Source organism: Nonomuraea sp. C10 (genome assembly GCF_008017515.1).
In the GTDB taxonomy this organism is placed as follows: domain Bacteria; phylum Actinomycetota; class Actinomycetes; order Streptosporangiales; family Streptosporangiaceae; genus Nonomuraea; species Nonomuraea ferruginea.
On the sequence record NZ_VPFF01000003.1, the window covers coordinates 2,322,193 to 2,344,513 of the forward strand.

Consider the following 22,321-nt stretch of genomic DNA (forward strand, 5'->3'; position numbering starts at 1 on the left):
CGCATTCATTCATGAAGGGGAACCGTTCGCATGCCCAAGATCAAGGTGGAGGGCCCGGTCGTCGAACTCGACGGCGACGAGATGACCCGGATCATCTGGCAGTTCATCAAGGACCAGCTGATCCTTCCCTACCTGGACATCGACCTTAAGTACTACGACCTCGGCATCGAGCACCGTGACGCCACCGACGACCAGGTGACCATCGATGCCGCCAACGCCATCAGGAAGCACGGCGTGGGCGTCAAGTGCGCCACCATCACCCCGGACGAGGCGCGGGTCGAGGAGTTCGGCCTCAAGCAGATGTGGAAGTCCCCCAACGGGACGATCCGCAACATCCTCGGCGGCGTCATCTTCCGCGAGCCGATCATCATGTCCAACGTGCCGCGGCTCGTCCCGGGCTGGACCAAGCCGATCGTCGTCGGCCGTCACGCCTTCGGCGACCAGTACCGCGCCACCGACCTGAAGGTGCCGGGCGAGGGCACCCTCACCCTCACCTTCACCCCGAAGGACGGCTCCGAGCCGATCGAGCTCGACGTGTACGACTTCCCGGGCTCGGGCGTCGCGATGGCGATGTACAACCTGGACGAGTCGATCCGCGACTTCGCCCGCGCCTCCATGCGCTACGGCCTGGACCGCAACTACCCGGTCTACCTGTCGACCAAGAACACGATCATGAAGGCCTACGACGGGCGCTTCAAGGACATCTTCGCCGAGGTGTTCGAGAGCGAGTTCAAGGACGACTTCGCGAAGGCCGGCATCACCTACGAGCACCGCCTGATCGACGACATGGTCGCCGCCGCGCTCAAGTGGGAGGGCGGCTACGTCTGGGCGTGCAAGAACTACGACGGCGACGTCCAGTCCGACACGGTGGCGCAGGGCTTCGGCTCGCTCGGCCTGATGACCTCCGTGCTCATGACGCCCGACGGCCGCACCGTCGAGGCCGAGGCGGCGCACGGCACCGTGACCCGCCACTACCGCCAGCACCAGCAGGGCAAGCCCACCTCCACCAACCCGATCGCCTCGATCTTCGCGTGGACCCGTGGCCTCGCCCACCGCGGCAAGCTCGACAACACCCCCGCGGTGACCGAGTTCGCCGACACGCTGGAGCGGGTCTGCATCGAGACGGTCGAGGGCGGCCAGATGACCAAGGACCTCGCGCTCCTGGTCGGCGGCGACGCCGCGTGGCTCACGACCCAGGACTTCCTCGCGGCCCTGGACGAGAACCTGAAGAAGAAGATGGCCTGACCGCCGTCTCACGTGAAGGGCCGCCTCCGGGCGGCCCTTTCCGCTTCCCGGACGATCTCTTGGTGCGCCGCGGTTGATCAGCTGGGTAAGAGCCCTCCATAACAGTCGTGCGCGTCTCGGGGGGTTCGAATGCGACTGCGTTTCATCGGTGGCGTGGGTGCGGTCGCGGTCGCCGTGATCGTGTCGGGGTGCGGCTCCGAGCCGGTCACCCAGGTGAAGGACGCCAAGGCCGACAGCGCCGCCAAGCAGCAGCTGTTCAAGGCCGCCCAGGCGAAGGCGGCCGCGGCCGTCAAGGCCAACGAGCTGGGCCAGGTCCCGGTTCTCATGTACCACCGGATCGTCGACAAGCCGGGGACCACCGACGACCGCACGCCCGCCCAGTTCCGCACCGAGCTCGAACGGCTGGCCAAGGAGAACTACGTGCCGGTCACCGCGGCCGAGTTCGTCACCGGGAAGATCGACATCCCGGCCGGCAAGCACCCGGTGGTGCTCACCTTCGACGACTCCTCCCCGTCCCAGCTCACGCTGGACGCGATGGGCACGCCCAAGGCGAACACCGCCGTCGCCATCATGCGCGAGGTGGCCGCCAAGCACTCCGGCTTCCGCCCGGTCGCGACCTTTTACATCACCCGCGACATGTTCGGCAAGCACGTCCGCGAGGAGCAGGCGCAGACGCTGCTGTGGCTCAAGTCGAACGGCTTCGACCTGGGCAACCACACCCGCGACCACTACAACCTGCGCGCCCGCACGCACGACCAGGTCGAGGAGCAGATCGGCTCGATCGGCAAGGAGATCAACGAGCTGGCCGGGGTCAAGCCGGTGACGATCGCGCTCCCGTACGGGGTGCAGCCGCGCAAGAAGGAGTGGGCGGCGCGCGGCAAGTCGTACCACCACCAGGGCGTCTTCCTGGCCGGTTACACGCCCGCGGCGTCGCCGTTCAGCAAGTCGTTCGACGCACTGGGCATCCCGCGCATCAGGGCGATGGACAAGAAGGGCGACTGCGCGCAGTTCTGCTCGACGGCCTGGCTCGACTGGCTGAAGGCCAACCCCGACATGCGCTACACCTCCGACGGCGACCCGTCGACGGTCGCGTACCCGAAGTTCAAGAACCCGTTCCTGCGCGCCTCGTACAAGGCGAAGGCGCTGGCCTACTAGCGGACCGACCCGATCAGCACCGAGAGCTCCGCCGGGGCGAGCATGTAGTCGGAGACCGGGGCCATGGCGACGCGGAGGTCCCGTGCGGCCCCGGTGGCGAGGTCCACGACGTGGTAGGAGATCTTGCCGTGACGGTCCTCGGCCCGGACGAGCAGGGCGTCCTCACCTTCCCAGCGGATGAGGGCGTCGGCCCGCAGGCCCTCCGGGAGCCGCGGCACGATCGTGCGGAGGGTCTTTCCGTTTTCGGTGCCGGTCAGCAGGATGCCGGTGCTGACCACGTCGTGCGGGGCGATCTCCTTCACGAGCGTCGCCAGCGTGCGGGCCGACGGTGACGGCAGGCCGTGGGCCAGGTTGCCGGGCACGGTGAAGCGCCGCACCACCCGGCCGCCGGGGGAGCGGATCACGTACGCGGCAGAGGTGGCATAGCCGGGCAGGTCGCGGGCGGGGTGGTCGGTCACCAGGGCGAGCCCTTCGGTGGTCCAGCCGGCGACCCGCTCGCCCTTCGGCAGGCGGCGCACGGTGCCGCGCCGGATGTCGACGATCATCGGGCGCTCCAGCACGACCTCGACGTCCTCGTCCAGGTGGTCGTGCCGGACGAGCAGGTGGCGGCCGTCGAGGGAGAGCAGCGGCTGCTGGGCGCCGAAGATCTCCCCGACCGATTCCTCCGTCTTGACGGGCAGTTCCGTGACCGTGCCGGTGGTCAGGTCCCTGGCGACGAACCGGTCGCCCAACGGGTGGACGACCAGGGTGCCGTCGGAGGAGAGCGCGAACGGGGCGTCGTCGTGGGCGCCCTCCACCCACCACTGCTGACCCGTCGCCGACACCAGGATGTGGTGCCGGCAGCCGTCGGTCCCGTCGTTGCAGTGCGGCTCGTACGCGTACCGGACGGGGGCGGGCGCGGGCCCGGTCAGCTTCACCGCGGCCGGGGCGGGGGTGGCCGGCGGGGCCGGCTCCGGGCTCAGGAACTCCACCGGCGGCGGGCCGCCGCCGTAGATCAGCCACGCCGCGGCGAGCGCCGCCGCCGCGGCCACGCACAGCCGCCAGAGCGCGCTCACGGGATCAGCCCGAACACGCCGTGGTCGAGCTTGTCCATGACACCCTTCATCGGGCTCGACCTGCCGGTGCCCGGGTCGACCAGGTGGTAGTGGCCGTCGTCGCCGTCGGGCTCGATCAGCACGGCGAGCCTGCCCTCCGCCGACCAGCCCAGCGGCTCCGGCGGGCCGTGGTGACGGGGCAGCTTCAACGCCGCCCGATCGGTCACCCGGCCCGTGCGCGCGTCCATGGTGACGGCCTCGTCGTCCGTGAACACGATCAGGGAGCGTCCGTCCCGCGTGGCCAGGGCTGGGAGGGTGGGGTCGAAGGGCGCCCGGCTGCGCACCCGGCCCCGCGGGTCCAGGGTGACCAGCTCGGTGCCGGGCGCGCCGGGCAGGGCGCGGTGGCCGGTGGTGCCGACCACGCCGTACGGGCCGAGGCCGAGCACGCGCCTGACGCCGGGCAGGGCGGTCCTGTCACCCGTGGCGGTGTCGACCAGCTCGGTCCCGGTGGCGGAGACCAGCGCCGCGAGGCGGCCGTCGTGGGAGAGGAGCGGCCGGGGGACGGCGTGGGCGGGCAGCGGCCCCGTGAGGTCGCGCCGGGTGGCCTCTGACAGGTGCTGCACGACCAGGCGGTCCGTGACGGAGTCGAGGTAGACGACGTGGTGGCCGTCGCCGCTGAGCGCCAGCGGCCCCTCCTGCCTGCCCCCGTCGCCGGTGGCGAGCCGGGTGACGGCCCTGTCCAGCGAGAACCCGCCGAAGTCCCAGGTGCTCTCGTCCCACTCGTCGTCCGGTTCGCGGCCGTCCGGCATCGTGGCGATCTCCCATGGGCTACCCGGGGTGACGTAGGCGAACAGGGCCGCGTTGGCGTAGGGCTCGGTGAGAGGCGACTGCGGCTGCTCGTCCGGCTCGACGGCGGCGGCGTTCCAGCCGGCCGCGAGGACGGGCGTGAGCAGCACGGCGGCGACCACCTGCCACCGGAGCGGCCGGCCCGCCTGGGTGAGGCGTTCGGGCGAAAGTGTCATGTACCAGGCCAGCAGCGACACGACGAGACCGATAAGCGAGCGGATGGACTCCGCCTGGGAGGACCAGCCGCCACCCGGCGCCGACCAGATCGCCACGATCGTCCCGCCGGCCAGCAGCAGGCGCGTGGATCGGGACCGCATGGCCCACTCGGCGGACACCAGGTCGGCGGGCCCCGCGCGGAGCGGCCGCCGCCGCAGCCCCATGACGAGCAGGTTCACCGTCAGCACCACGGCGAGCGTGAACACCGCCCAGCCGCGCTCGGCCAGCTCCACCTCCGTCCGGAACGAGCGCAGCACGGAGGCCAGCGCGATCGCGCCGGACACCATGGCGGCGAACACCCACAGCCCGGTCGCCCGCGGCGGCGCCAGTCGCAGGCCGAGCGGACGTCCCAGAGGCCCGCCCCGGCGAGCCAGCACCATTTCGGCCGCGGCGAAACCGCAGAACCATCCGGCGATCGGCCAGAAAGGGCTGACGGTGAACGATTCTCCGGGGGCCTGCGCGAACATGACGGCGAATCCGACGCCCATTCCGGCCCACATCAGACTCTTCGTGACATGCAGATAACGCAGAATCGCCGTGCCGTTGTAGGGAGTGACTTCAACCTGGTGTACGCGGGAGAAATGGCTCATCGCCTCCCGGGTCACCGGCCCGGATTGGGCACGGAGTGTGAGCGGGACCGCGACCGCCAGGAACACCAGAAAAAGAATTAACCCCACGAAATACCCCTCGTCACCCCGGGAGAAAGTAGCAGAATGCCCATCAAGGTGACAGGGGTGCATGAGTGATATCCGACGACGTGTGGGACCGGCTGGATCACAGCGCGGGGACGGCCGGTAAGCGCGAGGTCCGGCGGATGAGTGCCGCGTTCGGCGCCCTCGCTGCCGTGGTGCTGCTGGTGCTGGGCGCGTCGGTCAGCGGGCTGGCCGTGCCCAGGCTGACGCACGGCGCACCTGACCCCCACATCTCCGTGCTCAGCGACGACGCCGGCCGGATCCGGTACACGAGCATGCGCCTGCCGCACACGGTCGTCAACGACGGCTGGTTCCCCGTCACCGTCACCGGTGTGGGCCTGCGCGCGGACGGGATCCGGCTCGCCGAGGTCGAGAGCCCCGCCTTTCCCGTGACCGTCGGCTCCGGGGAGAAGCTCTCGATGACGCTCGGCCTGGAGGTCGTCGACTGCGACCGGGCCCAGGCGACGCTCCCCGAGCTGGTGCTGCGGGTGGAGCGCTGGTGGGGGAGCCAGACCACGAGTTCCCGTGAAGACCCGCTCTTCGGCGAGTCCAGCTGGGAGTTCTACCTCCGGTCGCCCTGCGACAGGTGAATCTGTCCGCGAAACGTGACGTCACGAACGGTTAACGGTTCTCTGGGAAGTTCCGCAACGTCGTAAAGTTTGCCTCGTCGGGCTTCATTGGACACGTGGGGAAGTGGAATGCCGCAGATCTCGCCGCTCGTGGCCGGCGATCCCACCCAGCTGGGTTCGTTCCGGCTGACCGGAAGGATCGGCGAGGGCGGGCAGGGCATCGTCTTTCTCGGAGTCGACCAGCACGGCGAGCGGGCCGCCGTCAAATTGCTGCACGTGAAATTCACCGGCGACAAGAGCGCACGCTCCCGCTTCGCCCGTGAGTTGAAGGCGGCCAAGCGGGTGGCGTCGTTCTGCACCGCCAGGGTGATGGAGGCCGACCTCGACGGCGACACTCCATACATCGCCAGCGAGTACATCGACGGGCGGGCGCTGCGCGAGATCGTCGAGACCGACGGGCCGCTCACCGGCACCGTGCTCGACCGGCTGGCCATCGGCACCGCCACCGCGCTGACCGCCATCCACCACGCCTCGATCATCCACCGCGACCTCAAGCCCGACAACGTCCTCATCGCCGCCGACGGGCCGAGGGTGGTCGACTTCGGCATCGCCCGCATCATCGACTCGACCGGGACGATCACCAGCCGGGCCATCGGCACCCCCGCCTACATGGCTCCCGAGCAGATCGCCGGCGAGGAGATCGGGCCGTTCACCGACGTGTTCGCGTGGGGGGCGACGATCGCGTTCGCGGCCACCGGGGTCGCCGTGTTCGAGGGCAACTCGATCGCGACCGTGCTCAACCGGATCCTCACCCACGAGGTGGACGTGGGGATGATGCCGGAGCCGCTGCGCGGCGTGGTGCGGGGGGCGCTGTCCAAGTCGGCCGCCGACCGGCCGTCCGCCGACCAGATCCTGCTGCGGCTGCTCGGGCAGCCCGAGACGGTGGGGGCGTCCACGGCGCTGCTGACCCGGGGGGTGCAGGTGGCCGGCGACGACACCACCCCGTTCAACCGCGTCTCGGTCCCCGCCCCGGGCACGGCCTCGGCCGTCACCGGCTTCCCCGCCGTCTCCGGCCGCACGGGCGCGCAGGACCCGCCCGGCCACGCCGCCGCCGGCGCGGTCCAGGGTCACGACAGCTCCGGTACGGGCGCGTACGGGACTCCGGGGGGTACGGGGACGTACGGACCGGCGCAAGGCACGGGCGCGCACGGAGCTCAGGGCACGGGCGCGCACGGAGCGCAAGGCACGGGCGCGCACGGAGCTCAGGGCACGGGCGCGCACGGAGCGCAAGGCACGGGCGCGCAGGGCGTCGGGGTCCCGACGCGGGAGGCCGGAGGCGGTCAGGCGCCCGCGCCGTCCAGGAAGCGGGGACGGGCGAAGTGGTGGGTGGCGTTCGCCGCCGCGCTGGCCGTGGTCGCGACGATCGCCGCGATGACGGTGGTCAAGGGCTGGCCGCTGAACGCCCTCGGCCCGGATCCCGGCTCCACGGAGGACCCGCTGCCGCCCTCGTACGCGAGCGTCGCCGAGAAGGTGGCCGCGACCGGGAAGATCGTGATCGGGGTCAAGGCCGACCTGCCGGGCGTCGGGCTGCGGCGCGGCGACGCGTTCGAGGGCTTCGACGTCGACGTGGCCCGCCGCGTCGCAGAAGGGCTGGGGGCCCGGGACGTCGAGTTCGTCGCCGTCTCCCCGGCGACCAGGGTCCGCGCGCTGGCCGAGGGCAGCGTGGACCTCGTGGTGGCCACCTACTCGATCGTCGACGACCCCGAGGTCGCCTTCGCCGGCCCTTACTACCTGGCCCACCGGGACGTGCTGGTCCACCGGGGCCCCATCGACTCGCTCGGCGACCTGAAGGGCAAGAAGATCTGCGCGGTCAACAGTCCGTCGGTGGGCGCCGTGCAGGACAAGGTGAAGGTCCACCCGGTGCCCGCAGGCAACTACGCCGAATGCATGAACATGCTGCTCGACGGCACCGTGGACGCGGTGCCCGGCGACGACCTCATCCTGGCCGGGTTCGCCGGCCGGGAGAACGTGCGCTTCCGCCTGCTCGGCGCCGGGCTCAGCGACGAGCGCTACGGCGTCGGCCTGCGCAAGGGCGACGCGCGGACGTGCAAGGCGATCTCCGGCGTGCTGGCCGACCTCTACCGCAAGGGCGTGGTCAAGGAGCTGCTCGCGAAACACTTCGGCAACGTGGAGTTCGAGCCGGAGACGAAGGTGCCCGCGATGGAAGCCTGCGAATGACGACCGGGTAACATCCGAAAGTCAACGCATCAGCTTGCGAGTTAGGGGAAAGGCCATGGCCACGCCCGTCAAGGTGACCGTCACCGGTGCTGCCGGACAGATCGGCTACGCGCTGCTGTTCCGCATCGCGTCGGGCCAGCTACTCGGGCCTGACGTCCCGGTCAAGCTGAGCCTGCTGGAGATCCCGCAGGCGGTCAAGGCCGCCGAGGGCACCGCCATGGAGCTCGACGACTGCGCCTTCCCGCTGCTGTCCGGCATCGAGATCACCGACGATCCCAACGTGGCGTTCAACGGCACCAGCGTCGGCCTCCTGGTCGGCGCCATGCCGCGGAAGGCCGGCATGGAGCGCGGCGACCTGCTCGGTGCCAACGGCGGCATCTTCGGGCCGCAGGGCAAGGCCATCAACGACCACGCCGCCGACGACATCCGGGTGCTCGTCGTCGGCAACCCCGCCAACACCAACGCGCTCATCGCCCAGCAGCACGCCCCCGACGTGCCGGCCGACCGGTTCACCGCGATGACCCGCCTCGACCACAACCGCGCGATCTCGCAGCTGGCCGCCAAGCTCCAGGTGCCGGTCACCGAGATCAAGCACATGACCATCTGGGGCAACCACTCCGCCACCCAGTACCCTGACCTGTTCCACACCGAGGTGGGCGGCAAGGTCGCCGCCGAGCAGGTCGACCAGGAGTGGCTGCGCGACACGTTCATCCCGACCGTCGCCAAGCGCGGCGCGGCCATCATCGAGGCCCGCGGCGCGTCCTCCGCGGCCTCGGCCGCCAACGCCGCCATCGACCACGTCTACGACTGGGTCAACGGCACCGAGTGGACCTCGGCCGCGATCGTCTCCGACGGCTCCTACGGGGTGCCCGAGGGCCTGGTGTCGTCGTTCCCGGTGCGGGCGGCCGGCGGCAGGTTCGAGATCATCCAGGGGCTGGAGATCGACGCGTTCTCCCGTGAGCGCATCGACGCCTCGGTGCGGGAGCTCGCCGAGGAGCGCGACGCGGTCAAGTCGCTGGGCCTGATCTGATCCGTACCACGAGAAGGCGCGCGTCCGTGCGGGCGCGCGCCCGGGTCACTCTCCGGTAGGCGCCGGGCAGCTCGCCGAGGACGCCGGTATGGCCGGCACGGGCTTCGGCGTGGGCTTCGGCGTGGCGAACACCACTCCGGCCGCGGCCGTCGCGCAACCCGCCACGAGCACGGCGCCGAAGAGCACCTTCGTCACCCTTGGTGAAAAGCTCCTCACATTTCGGTATCACAGCACATATCGACCGCCGATAGGGGTCAAATCCCGGAAAGCGCCTCCCAGGCGTCCGCGACGATGTCCCGCAGCTCGGTGCGCTCCGGCTTCCAGCCCAGCTCACGCTGGATCCGCTCCGACGAGGCGACCAGGACGGCCGGGTCGCCGGCCCGGCGCGGCCCGACGACGGCGGGGATCTCGTGGCCGGTGACCTCGCGGCAGACCTCGATCACCTCCAGCACCGAGAACCCCGTGCCGTTGCCCAGGTTGTAGATCTGGTGCTCGCCCTCCCGGCAGGCGCCGAGCGCCAGCAGATGGGCCCTGGCCAGGTCGGCGACGTGCACGTAGTCGCGCACGCAACTGCCGTCGGGCGTCGGGTAGTCGGTGCCGAACACGCTGACCGACTCGCGCTCGCCGGTGGCCACCTTGAGCACGTTCGGGATGAGGTGGGTCTCCACCGCGTGACGCTCGCGGTAGCGGCCGTAGGCGCCGGCCACGTTGAAGTAGCGCAGGCTGACCGCGCCCAGCCCGCGCAGCCCGGCGAAGGCCGTCAGCGCGGTGTCGACGGCCAGCTTGGAGGCGCCGTACGGGTTGGTCGGGCGCGTGGGGTCGCTCTCCCTGATCGGCGACTGCTCGGGCTCGCCGTACGTGGCCGCGGTCGAGGAGAACACGATCTTGCGGACGCCGCGCTCGTGCATCGCCTCCAGCAGCGCCAGCGTGCCGCCGAGGTTGTGGGCCCAGTAGAGCCCCGGCTTCTCCACCGACTCGCCGACCAGCGACCTGGCGGCGAAGTGGAGCACCGCGTCGACGCCGTCGAGCGCCGGCCCCGCGTCCTCGATCGAGGCCCGCACGAACGTCGCGCCGTCCGGCACCGCGTCCGCGTGGCCGGTGGACAGGTCGTCGAGCACGACGACCTCGTGGCCCGCCTCCACGAGCTGCGCCGCGACGACGCTGCCGACGTATCCTGCCCCTCCGGTGACGAGCAGCCTCATGTTGACTCCAGTTCGAATATGTTTGATTTTGTACGGCTTGCCGTTCAGCATACGCGGCAAGAGGCCCGTATACGCTGCCAACCACCATGTTTGACACCGTCGCGGCCAACATCGCCGTGGTCCTGCTGTTCATCCTGATCGGCGGGTTCTTCGCCGCCGCCGAGATAGCCATGGTCTCGCTCCGTGAGAGCCAGGTCCGCAAGCTCTCCCAACAAGGCCGCCGCGGCGAACGCGTGGCCAAGCTCGCCCGCGACCCGAACCGCTTCCTGTCGGCCGTGCAGATCGGCGTCACCGTCGCCACCATGCTCTCGGCCGCGTTCGGCGCCGACCGGCTCAGCGGGCAGCTCAGCCCCTTGCTCGAACGCTGGGGCGTGCCCGTCGCCATCGCCGGCGTGCTCGCCCTGGTGCTCGTCACCCTGGCCATCTCGTACGTCTCCCTCGTGCTCGGAGAACTCGCCCCCAAACGACTCGCGCTCCAGCGGGCCGAAGGGCTGTCGCTGGTCGTCGCCCCGTTCCTCGACCGCCTCGCCGCCCTGTCGCGGCCCGTCATCTGGGCGCTGTCCAAGTCCACCGACGGCGTCGTCCGGCTGCTCGGCGGCAACCCCCAGGCCGACCGCGAGGAGGTCACCACCGAGGAACTGCGCGACATGGTCGTCGGCCACGCCGAGCTGACCCCCGACGAGCGCAACCTGATCGCCGAGGTGTTCGCCGCCGGCAAGCGCCAGCTCCGCGAGCTCATGCTGCCGCGCACCGAGGTCGAGTTCATGGAGGCCGACACGCCGCTGGCCGAGGCGGCGGTGCTGGCCGCCGCGCTGCCCCACTCGCGCTTCCCCGTCTACCGCGAGTCCTACGACGAGGTCATCGGCTTCGTGCACGTCAGGGACCTGCTCGACCCCGTGCTCACCGGCCGCACCGAGCCGCTCAGCGAGCTGGTGCCGATCCGGCCGGCCAAGTTCGTGCCCGCGTCCAAGCGGCTGCTCAACACGCTCTCCGAGATGCGCGACGAGGGCCAGCACATGTGCATCGTCATCGACGAGTACGGCGGCACCGCGGGCATCGTCACCATGGAGGACCTGGTCGAGGAGCTCATCGGCGACATCAGGGACGAGTACGACGTCGAGGACCAGTCCGTGATCCTGCCCGCCGGAGTGATGGAGATCGACGGGCTCACCAACCTCAACGACTTCGCCGACGAGACCGGCATCCGCCTGCCCGACGGCCCGTACGAGACGCTGGCCGGCTTCGTCATGGCGATGCTCGGGCGCGTGCCCGAGGTGAACGACGTCGTCGAGGCGAGCGGCTTCGACCTGACCGTCATCGAGCTCGACGGCCGCCGGATCGCCAAGGTGCGGGTGAAACGCCGCCCTGTCGTGGAGTCGCCGCCCGAAGCCGATACCTGACACAATTACCTGTCATGGCCAGACCTCGTGTTCTCTCCGGCATCCAGCCCACCGCGGACTCCTTCCACCTGGGCAACTACCTGGGTGCGGTTCGTCAATGGGTCACGTTGCAGGAGACCCACGACGCCTTCTACTGCGTGGTGGACCTGCACGCGATCACCGTGCCCACCGAGCCCGCCGCGCTGCGCCGCCGCACCCGCGTCGCCGCGGCCCAGCTCTTCGCCGCCGGGCTCGATCCGGAACGCTCCACCGTGTTCGTGCAGTCCCACGTCCGCGAGCACTCCGAGCTGGCCTGGATACTCAACTGCCAGACCGGCATGGGCGAGGCCGCGCGGATGACCCAGTTCAAGGACAAGTCGGCCAAGTTCGGGGAGAGCGCGGCCAGCGTCGGCCTGTTCACCTACCCGATCCTGCAGGCCGCCGACATCCTGCTCTACCAGGCCAACAGCGTGCCCGTCGGCGCCGACCAGAAGCAGCACCTGGAGCTCACCCGCGACCTCGGCCAGCGCTTCAACCACCGCTTCGGCGACACCTTCACGATCCCCGAGCCGTTCATTCTCAAAGAGGTCGAGAAGATCACCGACCTGCAGGACCCGTCGGCCAAGATGTCCAAGTCCTCCTCCAGCCCCGCGGGCATCCTGGACGTCCTGGAGCAGCCGGGGCCGCTGCGCAAGAAGATCATGCGGGCCGTCACCGACACCGAGACCGAGGTCCGCTTCGACGAGGAGGCCAAGCCGGGGATCTCCAACCTGCTGCGCATCCAGTCCGCGCTGACCGGCACGCCGATCCCCGACCTGGTGGCCCGCTACGCCGGGCAGGGTTACGGGACCTTCAAGAAGGACGTCGCCGAAGCGGTCATCGACGCCTTCACCCCGATCCGCGAGCGCACCGAGAAGCTGCTGGCCGACGAAGCCGAGCTGGACCGGATGCTGGCTTCGGGCGCGGAGCGCGCCCGTGCGGTGGCCCGGCGCACCATGGCCGAAGTCCGCGACCGGGTCGGCTTCCTCCCGGGCGCCTAGCCGGCACCCCACCGCTCTTCCCGGGGCGCCTCCGGCGCTTCACTCCCCGGTCGCTCCGCGACGCCCCGGCTCAAACCACCCGGGCGCCCCCGGCGCTTCGCGCCTCCACAGCTCGGGCGTCCTCCCAGGAGCTGTCGCCCCTCCCTGCCCAGAGGCGTTGGGATCGGGGTTTCCTGGCAGGGGACGAGCAGCAGAAGTCGGTTGATGTCCTGAGGCCGGAAGTGAACCTGCGCCCACGGCCGAGAGATACGTCACCAGGCGCGTGTCATCGCCGGGCATGGACGACCGGTGCCGTCTGCTTCGCGGACCTCGACGCGGATCGGGCACTGCCGCAGGTTCAGGAGTTGGTCGATGAGCACGGCGAACGCTTCATGACTCCACGGCGGCGCATACGGCTCCAGCTCTTACGTCTGCCCATCGAGCGTCACGGTCATGGCTCCGTCGTCGGCGATCGTCATCACGACGTGCGGGAGCACCACGGGCACCTCACGCTCGCGGTGCGCAGGCGGCTGGTCGGGTGTGCGCTTGTATCGGTGGCGACCCATCAGGGGTCTCTCCGTTCGTGCGGGCACAGAACAGATGCACGAACGTCGTCGATCGTCGCCACGTCACACCTCCTCGACCGCACCGAGCCGTCAACGTGCGGCGAGCGAGCGTCGCAGACCGTCGAGCAGCTGGTTCCACCCCGGCTCAAGCCCTGCGGTCATCGGGGCCGCCTCAGCGCGGACCTCGGACACCACGATACGGAGGCGGACCGTCGTCATCCCGTCCTCCTCTGTCAGCGACACTGTGTGACGGGCCGAGAAGAGCGGCACTCCGGTGGCGTCGACCGGGGCGAGCGTGAACACCAGTTGCCGGCGCGGCCGCACCTCCACGACCCGGCCCACGGACTCGTAAGTCGCCCCATCCCCCTCGTGCAGCACGAAGCGGATCGGCGTGCCCTCCTGCGGCGCGATGTCGAACACGTCGACGTGGAAATGACGAGGCGCCCACCACTGTGCGGCCTGCTCGGCGTCGGTCCAGGCATCCCACACCACCGCCGCGGGAAACGGCAGCTCCCGCTCGAAGGTGAGGACACGGGCACCGTCGTCGCCAGGCCGGCGAGCCTCCTCCCGCCCGATCGACGCCTCGTAGCTCTCAAGCACGGCGTCATCCGGGTCGGGCACGGCGAGCCGCCCGAAGAACGACGAAAGCATGGACATGGATGCGCGGTCGAGTCGAGCGACCCGCCTGCGCCCGAGCTTGTGCACCCGGATGACGCCGGCAGCCTCGAGCGCCTGGATGTGCTTGGTCGTCTGAGGCTGCAGCGCGCCGATGCCCTCGGCGACTTCGCCGACCGTACACGCGCGCGTCGACAGCAGCTCCACGATGCGGAACCGGGTGGGCTCGGCGATCGCCGCGAGCATGGGCTGGATGCCCTCGCTCATTCAGCTCTCCGCGACGAGGGCCGCCAGATTGTCCAGCTCGTTGGCGCGCCCCGCGAGCAGCCGCTGCGTCCACACCTCGTCATGCATCCGCTCGACCTGCATGACGATACGCGTGCCGCCCTCGACGGACGAGAGCTCGACGACCGTCAGATGCTCGTACGGCTCATGGTCGGGCACGAAGTCGACAACCGACTGGTAGGCGAGACGGTGATGTTCGGCGATCTCGGTGAAGTACTTGCGGGACTCGGTCGAGAGCGGCATCCCGTGCTGCTCCATGAAGGCGATCTGCTCCGGCGCCACCGCCGTCATGGTGTAGACCAGCTCACCGCCCGGCGTGAGGTCAAGCTTCGTGACGTCAGTGCGGAAGCCCTCTGGCGCCCACCACGACGAGATGCCCTCCGCGGTCGTCCAGAGCTCCCAGACGCGGGCAGGCGATGCGGCAACGATTCGTTCGATGTTCTCGGTCATGCCGTTGAGAATACATTCGTCTAGGCGAATATTTCAAGGCGACCTTCGCGCGTACCGACTCATCTCTCGTTGCAGCTGAGCGCGACCGCCGCACGGACCCCGCCATCGACCAGCGGCATAACGCGCGTCAGGAGGCGAAGGCGGCGCGGATGGCGGCGGCGAGCTGTCGTTGGACCGGGTCCGCCGACGGCCCGAACAGCAGGTCGTCGACGTCGCCGATGGCCTGCTCGGCCGCCGCCAGGAGCCGCCTCCCCTCGGGGGTCAGCTCGATCGTGGACGCCGAGCCGGCGCGGGCGTTGCTGTCGCGTACGAGACCGGCGGCGACCAGGGCCTTCACCGCGGAGTGCACGCTCTGCACGGCGGTGCCCGACATGCGCGCCAGGTCGCTGAACGACACGCCCGGCACGGCGGCGATGTGCCCGAGCAGCCCGAGCCGGGTGACGGTGAGGTCGAGCGGCGCGAGAGCGGCGCCGAGCTCGGTCTCGACCCGGCGCGCCAGCGTCAGCACGATGATGGAGGGGCTGATGGGCGGCGGAGAGCCCTTCTCGGTGGTCACCCTTCCAGTTTCCCGCCCTGCGGCCCGTGTCAAGCCGGAGTGGTCCACAGCGCGGAGACGGGCAGGCAGGCCATGCCGTCACCGAAGCTCAGCGATCCAGCGCCTCATGGACGAGCGGAGCAGCACGTCGGGGCGGGTACTCGAGCCTTCTCGCACGCATGCGGCGCAGTGCGACTTTCAATCTGCCGAAGATCACCAAAGGCTTGCCAGATCCCCGAGAGGCCCGTTCAACGGAAATCCTGCGGCAGCGGAATGATCGCCGAAAGGATACGGACGTCGCCTCCAGGGCAGGTCTGGGGCGTGAGCGTGAGCCTGACCGAGCGGATCCGGTCCATCAAGAACCGGGCCAGGCGGATGGTGGAAGGCTGGCGCGTGCGCAGGCCGTCCGTCGACCACCTCATCAAGACCGTCCAGCGCTACCAGGCGCAGTCCGGCGACCGGCTGGCGGGCGGGGTGACGTACTTCGCGTTCCTGTCCTTCTTCCCGCTGATCGCGCTGGCGTTCGCGCTGCTGGGGTACGTGGTGACGGTCAGCGCGACGGTGGCGGGGGCGCTGGAGACGGCGATCACCGAGCGGCTGCCCGGTCTGGCGGGGCAGCTCGACCTGACGGCGATCAAGGACGCCAAGACGACCGCGGGCGTCATCGGCCTCCTGGGCCTGCTGTACGCGGGGCTCGGGGCGGTGGACGCGCTGCGCGGGGCGCTGCGCGAGATCTCCATGACCACCTCGCCGGCGTTCTCGTTCGTCAGGGCCAAGCTGCGCGACCTGGCGTCGCTGGTCATGCTGGGCGTGACGCTCATCGTGTCGGTGCTGGTCGGCGGGCTGGCGACGCAGGCCACCACGATGGTGGCGAACTTCCTGTTCGGCGGCAGCTCGCCGGTGGTGACGGTGCTGACGGGGCTCGTCGGCCTGGCGGGCAGCGTCGCCGCCGACTGGGTGCTGTTCATGATCGCGCTGGGCTGGGTGGCCAGGCCCGTCCAGCCGTTCCGGGTGCTCGCCCGAGGCGCGCTGCTCGGCGCGATCGGGTTCGGCGTGCTCAAGCAGCTCGCCTCGCTGCTGCTCGCCGGGACGCTGTCGAACCCGATCTACGGCGCGTTCGCGGTCATGGTCGGCCTGCTGCTGTGGATCAACTTCTCCACCCGGCTCATCCTGTACGTGGCCGCGTGGACCGCCACGGCCGGAGGCGCCCCGCCGCCCGCGCCCTCGCCCGTGCCCTCGGCGGGCACACCGGAGCCGGCCGGGCCGTCATAGCCTCCTGCGCCTGCGGCGGATGCCGTAGCCGAGCCAGACCAGCCCGAACAGCAGCCCGCCGCCGATCACCACGGAACCCATCGTGCGCGTGCTCGCGTCCTGCTCGGACGCGGCCGCGTCCATCATCGGCTTCCGGCTGGGCGACGGAGTGGCGTGGGACGTGGCGACCGGCGCCGCCTGCTGGGCCGGCTCGTCGGGCAGCGGGTCGACGAGCCGGCCGACCGGCGTCACCTTGCCCCGGGCGGCGAAGCCCCAGTCGAGCAGGTCGGCCACCTCTTCCCAGAAGTAGCCCTCGTGCTTCATGATCGACACGATGATCGTGTGGCCGTCGCGGGTGGCGGCGCCGACGAACGTGCTCTGCGCCTTCGTCGTCCAGCCGTTCTTGACCCCGATCATGCCCTTGTAGCGCCAGAGCAGCTTGTTGTGGTTGCTGATCTCGTACCACTTCTTCGGCGCGGGGAACTTGGCCGTCTTGGTGCTCACGTACCGCCGGAAGTCCTTGTCGGACAGGCCGGATCTGGCGATGAGCGCCAGGTCGTAGGCGGAGCTGCTCTGTCCGGGCTTGTCCAGGCCGCTGGGCGTCTTGGCCACGGTGTCGTTGGCCTGCAGCCGCTTGGCCTCGTCGTTCATGTCGCGCATGGTCTTGTCGAGGCCGCCGTTCGCCTCGGCCAGTGCCATCGCCGCGTCGTTGCCGGACGACATCATCAGGGCCTTGAACAGGTCGTCCACCGTGTAGATGGGCCTGGTCTGCAGGCCGACGGCGCTGCCCTCCTGGTTGACGGCGTTGCGGCTCGGCCTGACCTTGAGGGTCTTGTCGAGCTTGGGGATCAGCGTGGCCGCGGTGAGCATCTTGAGCGTGCTGGCCGGGCGGTAGCGGCCGTGCGGGTCCTTCGCCGCCAGCACCTGCCCCGTCTCGTGGTCGGCGATCACGTACGCGGTCGCCTTGGTCTTCGGGGGCGCCTTGAACCCGACGGGCTTGATCAGGCCGCGACCGGCCAGCAGGTCACCGCCGACCGGCGGCGGCGGGGTCGGGGTCTGGGTCGGGGCCGGGGACGCCTGGGCCGCCCCGGTGAAGGTCACCGCCACGAGGAGTGCCGTGACTGGCACCAGTTTCATCCACATCGCGAACTCAGCGTAGCTTCGTGTTGTCGCTCATGTGCCGACACATCCCCTGAAGATCCGCTTCAGACGCTAGAGAGATGGTCATGTCACGAAAGATCGCTGGATTCCTCATCGCGCTCGCCGCGTTCATGATCTTCGAGTGGATCAACCTGGGATTCAACCTGCAGGACGGGCACGAGACCGGCTTCTACGTGGTGCACGGCATCCTGATCGCCGTCAACATCGTGCTGGCGATCGTGCTGGGCGTCATCGGGTGGCGCGGCCTGCGCGGGCGGCGATCAGGAGGCCTTGGCGAGCAGTAGCGCGATGTCGTCGCGCTTGTCCGTCGGCCGCTGCGCGTTGATGATCAGGTCACAGATCCGCTCGATCCCCCGGGGCGGACCGCTGAGCAGCGTGCACAGACCCGACAGGCCCTGGTCGATGCTCTGCTCCCTGCTCTCCACCAGGCCGTCGGTGTAGAGGGCGAGCAGGCCGCCCGGAGGCAGGTCGACGGTGCAGGTCTCCCACGTCTCGACGTCGACGCCGAGCGGCAGGCCCGGGACGACGGGCACCGTCGCGGCCTGGCCGGCGGGTTCCACCAGCACCGGCGGCAGGTGTCCCGCGCTGGCCATGGCGATCTTGCCGGACGTGCGGTCGTACGTCGCGTACAGACAGGTCGCGATCTGGTCGGAGCTGAGCTGCTGGGCCACGTGGTTGAGCCGGAACAGCAGCTCGGACGGGTCGAGGTCCAGGCTGGCCAGCGTCTGGGTGGCGGTGCGGAGCTGGCCCATGGTCGCCGCGGCGCGGATGCCGTGGCCCATCACGTCGCCGACCACCAGCGCGGTGCGCTCCGGGGTCACCGGGATCACGTCGAACCAGTCGCCGCCCACCTCGGCCAGGTCGCTCGCCGGCAGGTAGCGGTAGGCGATCTCCAGGCCGGGAGACCGCTGCAGGCCGGTCGGCAGGAGGGAACGCTGCAGCATGAGCGCGGTGCGCCGCTCGCGCTCGTAGAGCCGGGCGTTGTCGATGCAGATCGCGGTCCGCGCGGCCAGTTCCTCGGCCAGCGGGACGTCCGACTCCTGGAAGGGCTCGCTGCAGTCGCGGCGCAGCAGCACCAGGAACCCGAGCACGTTGCCCCTGGCGAGCAGCGGCGCCACGAGGAAGGAGCTCCCGGGCAGCAGCCTGGCGATGATCGGCCGCTGGAACGCCTGTGCGTTCTCCTCGCCGACGGCGCGGTCCAGCCTGGGCACGAGCACGGTCTCGCCCGTGGCCATGGCCTGCCCCTGCGGCAGGTACGGGGGATAGACGCAGACCTCGTCGACCGGGAACGCGTCGTCCCACTCCCACGGGTTGTGCGTCGCCACCGCCGTGGACACGCGTCTGACCAGGGCCGAGCCGTCCTTCGCGCGGGCCGGGAACTCGCCTTCGGTGATGAGCCGCTCCTGCACCATGACGCCGCCGGTGTCGGCCAGCCGGGGGATCGCGACGTCCATCAGCTCGCGGCACGTCTGCTGGAGGTCGAGCGTGCTGCCGATGCGGCTGCTCGCCTCGTTGAGAAAGGCCAGCCGCTCCTGGGACGTGGCGGACGCGCTCAGACGCAGACCGGCGCGGCTGCGCGGGTCTTTGATGACGAAGTACGGATTCACCGGAGCGCCCCTCCAGCCCATACGTGACTTCGTTTATTAATGCACAGAATCGGTGCGGAATCAGCCACAGAGGGCGCGTCGGGTCCGGCGGTGCAGCTCGTCCGCCTGCTCGCGGGAGTCGGCGATCGAGGTGAAGCCGAGCTTGCCGTGCTCGGGGATGGCGCCGAGCAGGTGGAAGACGTTGCCGGTGCGGCTGTCGTGGTCGAAGCCGAGTCCGAGCCGCTCGGCCTGGCGCAGCACCTGCCCGGGGGTGCGCCCGCGCAGGCAGTCGGCCGCGCAGTTGTCCGTGGCCGTGTAGTACTTGGGCCGGCCCTCGGCCATCAGCAGCCCGGTGCCGGGGTCGTACGTGGCCCCGGTCGTCAGCAGCGCGGCCCCGTACGGGTGGGTGGTGCCGCCGATGCGCAGGTTGATCTCGCACAGCAGCGCCGCGTAGCCGGCGTCGGTCTTCATGGCGAAGAAGTCCATGCCGAACAGGCCGATCACGCCTTTGGCCGCCAGCGCTCCGGCTATGCGCCCGGCGCAGTCGCCGACCTCGGAGCGGTACTCCGGCGCGGCCGGGAACATGCAGCCCTGGTAGACGTGGTTGTTCGGGCCGCCGAGCACCTGGTCGTGGGTGGCGACCACCTCGTAGTCGCCGCCGGGGGAGATGCGGGCCAGCGCGCTCGGGTGGTAGAGCGGGCGGTGCTCGATGAACTCCTCGACGACCGCGCCGCGCTCGCGCACCTTGGCGGCGAAGGTGGCCCAGGTCTCGCCCTCGGCCGCGAAGCTGGTGCCCCGCAGGTCGCCCCTGGGCACGATGGCGTTGCCGAGGCCGGAGTAGGCGTCGTTCAGCTTGACGATCAGACGCTCGCCCGGCAGCGACTCGATCGCGTCCTCGATCTCGGCGAGCGTGTAGAGGTCGCGGAAGCCGCGGGCCATCGGCACGCCCGCCTCGGTGCCGATCTCCCGGGAGCCGCTCTTGGAGCCGTAGTAGGCCAGCGACGTGGCCGGGCCGTAGAGGGGAACGCTGAGTAGCGAGGCGAGCCGTTCCTCCAGCTCGCTCAGCACGAAGGGGACCAGCCAGGCGTCGCCGTCGATCGCGGCGCGCAGCCGCTCCAGGACATCGGGACGGGAGAGTAACGTCCGGGTGAGGGGCTGCGCGTCCGGGGTGTCGAGGCTGATCAGCGTGAGCCGTTTGGCGGCTTCCTCCGGATCGGGCAGGAATCCCAAGTAGTAGTCGACGATGGCCGGATCGATCGGCGCGGACGACAGGTAGATCACGTCGACCCCGGGCTCGCGCAGCGTCAGCAACAAGAAGAGCAGACGCTCCTCGTAGCATCGCGCGCCCGTGATGCGGCGGAGCTCATCCTGGGGCAGGGAGAGCGAAGGTACGACCACCAGGGTGCCCTGGCCCGGCTCGAAGATGCTCAACCCGGCATACTTCTCCCCGAACGGGATGTTAGTGATCATATAGCGAGTGAAACACGCAATTCTCCCAAATGCAGCCAGCGCGGTAGTGTTATCGCCATGGCTGAAGGTGACGCGATTCGGAATCGGTCACCACGTTTGGGAGTGGCGGCCGCGGGTCATGATCTAGTGATCCCTTGTGACTATTTTCAGGTCAGTTGACCTGTCACTCTCCGTGACCGTCCATGGTTACGGGCATGCCGTCGGCTAACTTTTGGTGTAGTCGTCAGCGCGAAGCCTCGTGAGAGGGATAAAGTCGGAGCATCGCCAGGTTCCACGGCCGACCGCTGTGATCCGGGCTGTGGCGGTTGTCCTCAACAGGCGACCGAGAGTCGTGCCCCGCGCTGACGATCCCCGAAGACCTCCGGGTGTGCGGCAATCTCGATTCGCCGGACGGCTGCTCCGATCGAACAGCCGACCACAGTGGGGACAAGTACTCGATACGGCGCTATTGGCCGTGTGATTTCCGGGTAGTCGACGGCGCACGGCACGGGACGGGATGGTGACTGATGCAGGGGCGTGAGCTTCGAGGGGAACTCGACGCGTTCCTGGTGGAGACCGAGCAGGATCTCGTGGCGTTCCGCCGCGACCTGCACATGCATCCTGAGCTGGCCTTCGCCGAATACCGCACGACCCAGCGGGTCGCGGAGCGGCTGGTGGCCGCCGGGCTGACCCCGACGGTGCTCCCGCGCGGCACGGGTCTCATCTGCGACGTGGGAAGCGGCGACGGCCCCACCATCGCGCTGCGCGCCGACATCGACGCGCTGCCCCTGCAGGACGAGAAGGGCGTGTCCTACCGTTCGACCGTCCCCGGCGCCTGCCACGCGTGCGGCCACGACGTGCACACCACGATCCTGCTCGGCGCCTCGCTCTTCCTCGCCCAGCAGGCCGCCGCGGGGCTGCTGCCCGGCCGGGTGCGCCTGATCTTCCAGCCCGCCGAGGAGCTTCCCGGCGGCGCGCTCGAGGTCATGGCCCAGGGCGGCATCAGCGGCGTCGACCGCATCTTCGGCCTCCACTGCGACCCGCGCGTCGACGTCGGCCAGCTCGGTCTCAAGAGCGGCCCGATCACCTCCGCCTGCGACAAGGTCGTCATCCGGGTGTCCGGCCCCGGCGGCCACACCGCCCGCCCGCACCTCACGGCCGACCTGGTCTTCGCGCTGGCCAAGGTGCTCACCGAGCTGCCCGCCGCGCTGTCGCGCCGGATCGACCCGCGCTCCTCGCTCAGCCTCGTCTGGGGCCGCGTCGAGGCCGGCACGGCCGCCAACGCGATCCCGGACGGCGGCGTGGCCGAGGGCACGGTCCGCTGCCTCGACGAGGACGCCTGGCACGCCGCCCCTGACCTGATCAAGACGCTGCTGGAGTCGGTCGCGGGCGCGTACGGCATCGAGGCCACGATGGAATACACCCGCGGCGTGCCGCCGGTGGTCAACGACGAGGGCTGCGTGCAGATGCTGTCCGAGGCCGCCGAGCGCGCCCTGGGCGCGGGCGCCGTGGTGTCCACCCACCAGTCGCTCGGCGGCGAGGACTTCGCTTGGTACCTCGAGTCGATCCCGGGCGCCTTCGCCCGGCTCGGCACCCGGTCCCCGGAGAGCGGCGTCACCTACGACATCCACCAGGGCACGTTCGACATCGACGAGCGGGCGATCGCGATGGGCGTGCGGGTCATGGCCACGACCGCGCTGACCGCGCTGTTCGAGAGCACCCACGTGCCGGCCGCTGACGAGATCACCTCGGCGCTGGCCTGACGAGACACGGTCCGGCGGCGGGAGACTCCGGTCTC

Annotated in this window: 21 protein-coding genes; 10 read left to right on the forward strand and 11 right to left on the reverse strand. The window is 70.2% G+C overall.

The window, feature by feature from the left end; genetic code table 11:
* Positions 1-30 precede the first annotated feature (30 nt).
* The gene (locus FR742_RS43075) at positions 31-1,245 is read left to right on the forward strand and encodes an NADP-dependent isocitrate dehydrogenase (protein WP_148036915.1); all 1,215 of its coding nucleotides are present in this window, start codon (positions 31-33) and stop codon (positions 1,243-1,245) included.
* 129 nt (positions 1,246-1,374) lie between these two features.
* Positions 1,375-2,400 (forward strand): polysaccharide deacetylase family protein, encoded by a 1,026-nt coding sequence (locus tag FR742_RS43080; RefSeq protein WP_148036916.1) that lies wholly within the window; start codon positions 1,375-1,377, stop codon positions 2,398-2,400.
* Here FR742_RS43080 and FR742_RS43085 read toward each other — a convergent pair.
* Positions 2,397-3,455: a hypothetical protein gene (locus tag FR742_RS43085; protein ID WP_148036917.1), complete on the reverse strand. Its 1,059-nt coding sequence runs from the start codon at positions 3,453-3,455 to the stop codon at positions 2,397-2,399. The two genes, FR742_RS43080 and FR742_RS43085, sit on opposite strands and share 4 nt — an antisense overlap.
* Entirely contained in the window at positions 3,452-4,984 is a 1,533-nt protein-coding gene (locus FR742_RS43090; RefSeq protein WP_148036918.1) for a hypothetical protein, read from the reverse strand. Before FR742_RS43090 ends, FR742_RS43085 begins: the two co-directional genes overlap by 4 nt.
* A gap of 254 nt (positions 4,985-5,238) precedes the next feature.
* Between FR742_RS43090 and FR742_RS43095 the strand changes: the two genes are divergently transcribed.
* The 3 genes from FR742_RS43095 to FR742_RS43105 all read left to right on the forward strand — a co-directional run bounded on the left by FR742_RS43095 (position 5,239) and on the right by FR742_RS43105 (position 9,025).
* Positions 5,239-5,778: a hypothetical protein gene (locus FR742_RS43095; protein ID WP_148036919.1), complete on the forward strand. Its 540-nt coding sequence runs from the start codon at positions 5,239-5,241 to the stop codon at positions 5,776-5,778.
* A gap of 108 nt (positions 5,779-5,886) precedes the next feature.
* On the forward strand, positions 5,887-7,995 hold the full coding sequence (locus FR742_RS43100) for a serine/threonine-protein kinase (protein WP_148036920.1): 2,109 nt from the start codon (positions 5,887-5,889) through the stop codon (positions 7,993-7,995).
* A 55-nt stretch (positions 7,996-8,050) separates the two neighbouring features.
* The gene (locus tag FR742_RS43105) at positions 8,051-9,025 is read left to right on the forward strand and encodes a malate dehydrogenase (protein ID WP_148036921.1); all 975 of its coding nucleotides are present in this window, start codon (positions 8,051-8,053) and stop codon (positions 9,023-9,025) included.
* A 45-nt stretch (positions 9,026-9,070) separates the two neighbouring features.
* On the opposite strand, the gene FR742_RS44985 is transcribed toward FR742_RS43105, so the two are convergent.
* Both FR742_RS44985 and galE read right to left on the reverse strand, forming a co-directional pair.
* Positions 9,071-9,220, reverse strand: a complete 150-nt coding sequence (locus tag FR742_RS44985) for a hypothetical protein (protein WP_187281627.1) — start codon at positions 9,218-9,220, stop codon at positions 9,071-9,073.
* Positions 9,221-9,279: 59 nt separating this feature from the next.
* Positions 9,280-10,227, reverse strand: coding sequence for a UDP-glucose 4-epimerase GalE (galE, locus tag FR742_RS43110; protein WP_148036922.1), 948 nt, complete (start codon positions 10,225-10,227; stop codon positions 9,280-9,282).
* Positions 10,228-10,313: 86 nt separating this feature from the next.
* On the opposite strand from galE, the gene FR742_RS43115 reads away from it, so the two are divergent.
* Together FR742_RS43115 and trpS are read left to right on the forward strand one after the other, a co-directional pair.
* Positions 10,314-11,627 carry a hemolysin family protein gene (locus tag FR742_RS43115; RefSeq protein ID WP_148036923.1) on the forward strand — a complete coding sequence of 438 codons (1,314 nt, stop codon included), beginning with the start codon at positions 10,314-10,316 and terminating at the stop codon, positions 11,625-11,627.
* A 14-nt stretch (positions 11,628-11,641) separates the two neighbouring features.
* Complete coding sequence (gene trpS, locus FR742_RS43120; RefSeq protein WP_148036924.1) at positions 11,642-12,646, forward strand: tryptophan--tRNA ligase; 1,005 nt, start codon at positions 11,642-11,644, stop codon at positions 12,644-12,646.
* Positions 12,647-13,050: 404 nt separating this feature from the next.
* Here trpS and FR742_RS44990 read toward each other — a convergent pair whose 3' ends face one another.
* The 4 genes from FR742_RS44990 to FR742_RS43135 form a co-directional block, all read right to left on the reverse strand.
* Positions 13,051-13,191, reverse strand: coding sequence for a hypothetical protein (locus FR742_RS44990; RefSeq protein WP_187281628.1), 141 nt, complete (start codon positions 13,189-13,191; stop codon positions 13,051-13,053).
* 90 nt (positions 13,192-13,281) lie between these two features.
* Entirely contained in the window at positions 13,282-14,073 is a 792-nt protein-coding gene (locus FR742_RS43125) for an SRPBCC domain-containing protein (protein ID WP_148036925.1), read from the reverse strand.
* On the reverse strand, positions 14,074-14,541 hold the full coding sequence (locus FR742_RS43130) for an SRPBCC domain-containing protein (protein ID WP_148036926.1): 468 nt from the start codon (positions 14,539-14,541) through the stop codon (positions 14,074-14,076).
* 127 nt (positions 14,542-14,668) lie between these two features.
* Positions 14,669-15,097: a MarR family winged helix-turn-helix transcriptional regulator gene (locus FR742_RS43135; protein WP_148036927.1), complete on the reverse strand. Its 429-nt coding sequence runs from the start codon at positions 15,095-15,097 to the stop codon at positions 14,669-14,671.
* 300 nt (positions 15,098-15,397) lie between these two features.
* On the opposite strand from FR742_RS43135, the gene FR742_RS43140 reads away from it, so the two are divergent.
* Positions 15,398-16,348 (forward strand): YihY/virulence factor BrkB family protein, encoded by a 951-nt coding sequence (locus tag FR742_RS43140; RefSeq protein WP_261809074.1) that lies wholly within the window; start codon positions 15,398-15,400, stop codon positions 16,346-16,348.
* On the opposite strand, the gene FR742_RS43145 is transcribed toward FR742_RS43140, so the two are convergent.
* Complete coding sequence (locus FR742_RS43145) at positions 16,343-17,464, reverse strand: D-alanyl-D-alanine carboxypeptidase family protein (protein WP_261809075.1); 1,122 nt, start codon at positions 17,462-17,464, stop codon at positions 16,343-16,345. The two genes, FR742_RS43140 and FR742_RS43145, sit on opposite strands and share 6 nt — an antisense overlap.
* 89 nt (positions 17,465-17,553) lie before the next feature.
* On the opposite strand from FR742_RS43145, the gene FR742_RS43150 reads away from it, so the two are divergent.
* Positions 17,554-17,772, forward strand: a complete 219-nt coding sequence (locus tag FR742_RS43150; RefSeq protein ID WP_261809076.1) for an SCO4848 family membrane protein — start codon at positions 17,554-17,556, stop codon at positions 17,770-17,772.
* On the opposite strand, the gene FR742_RS43155 is transcribed toward FR742_RS43150, so the two are convergent.
* The gene (locus tag FR742_RS43155) at positions 17,749-19,095 is read right to left on the reverse strand and encodes a PP2C family protein-serine/threonine phosphatase (RefSeq protein WP_187281629.1); all 1,347 of its coding nucleotides are present in this window, start codon (positions 19,093-19,095) and stop codon (positions 17,749-17,751) included. The genes FR742_RS43150 and FR742_RS43155 overlap by 24 nt on opposite strands.
* A gap of 60 nt (positions 19,096-19,155) precedes the next feature.
* The gene (locus tag FR742_RS43160; protein ID WP_187281630.1) at positions 19,156-20,544 is read right to left on the reverse strand and encodes a peptide ligase PGM1-related protein; all 1,389 of its coding nucleotides are present in this window, start codon (positions 20,542-20,544) and stop codon (positions 19,156-19,158) included.
* 506 nt (positions 20,545-21,050) lie between these two features.
* On the opposite strand from FR742_RS43160, the gene FR742_RS43165 reads away from it, so the two are divergent.
* Entirely contained in the window at positions 21,051-22,286 is a 1,236-nt protein-coding gene (locus FR742_RS43165; RefSeq protein WP_148036932.1) for a M20 family metallopeptidase, read from the forward strand.
* Positions 22,287-22,321 lie beyond the last annotated feature (35 nt).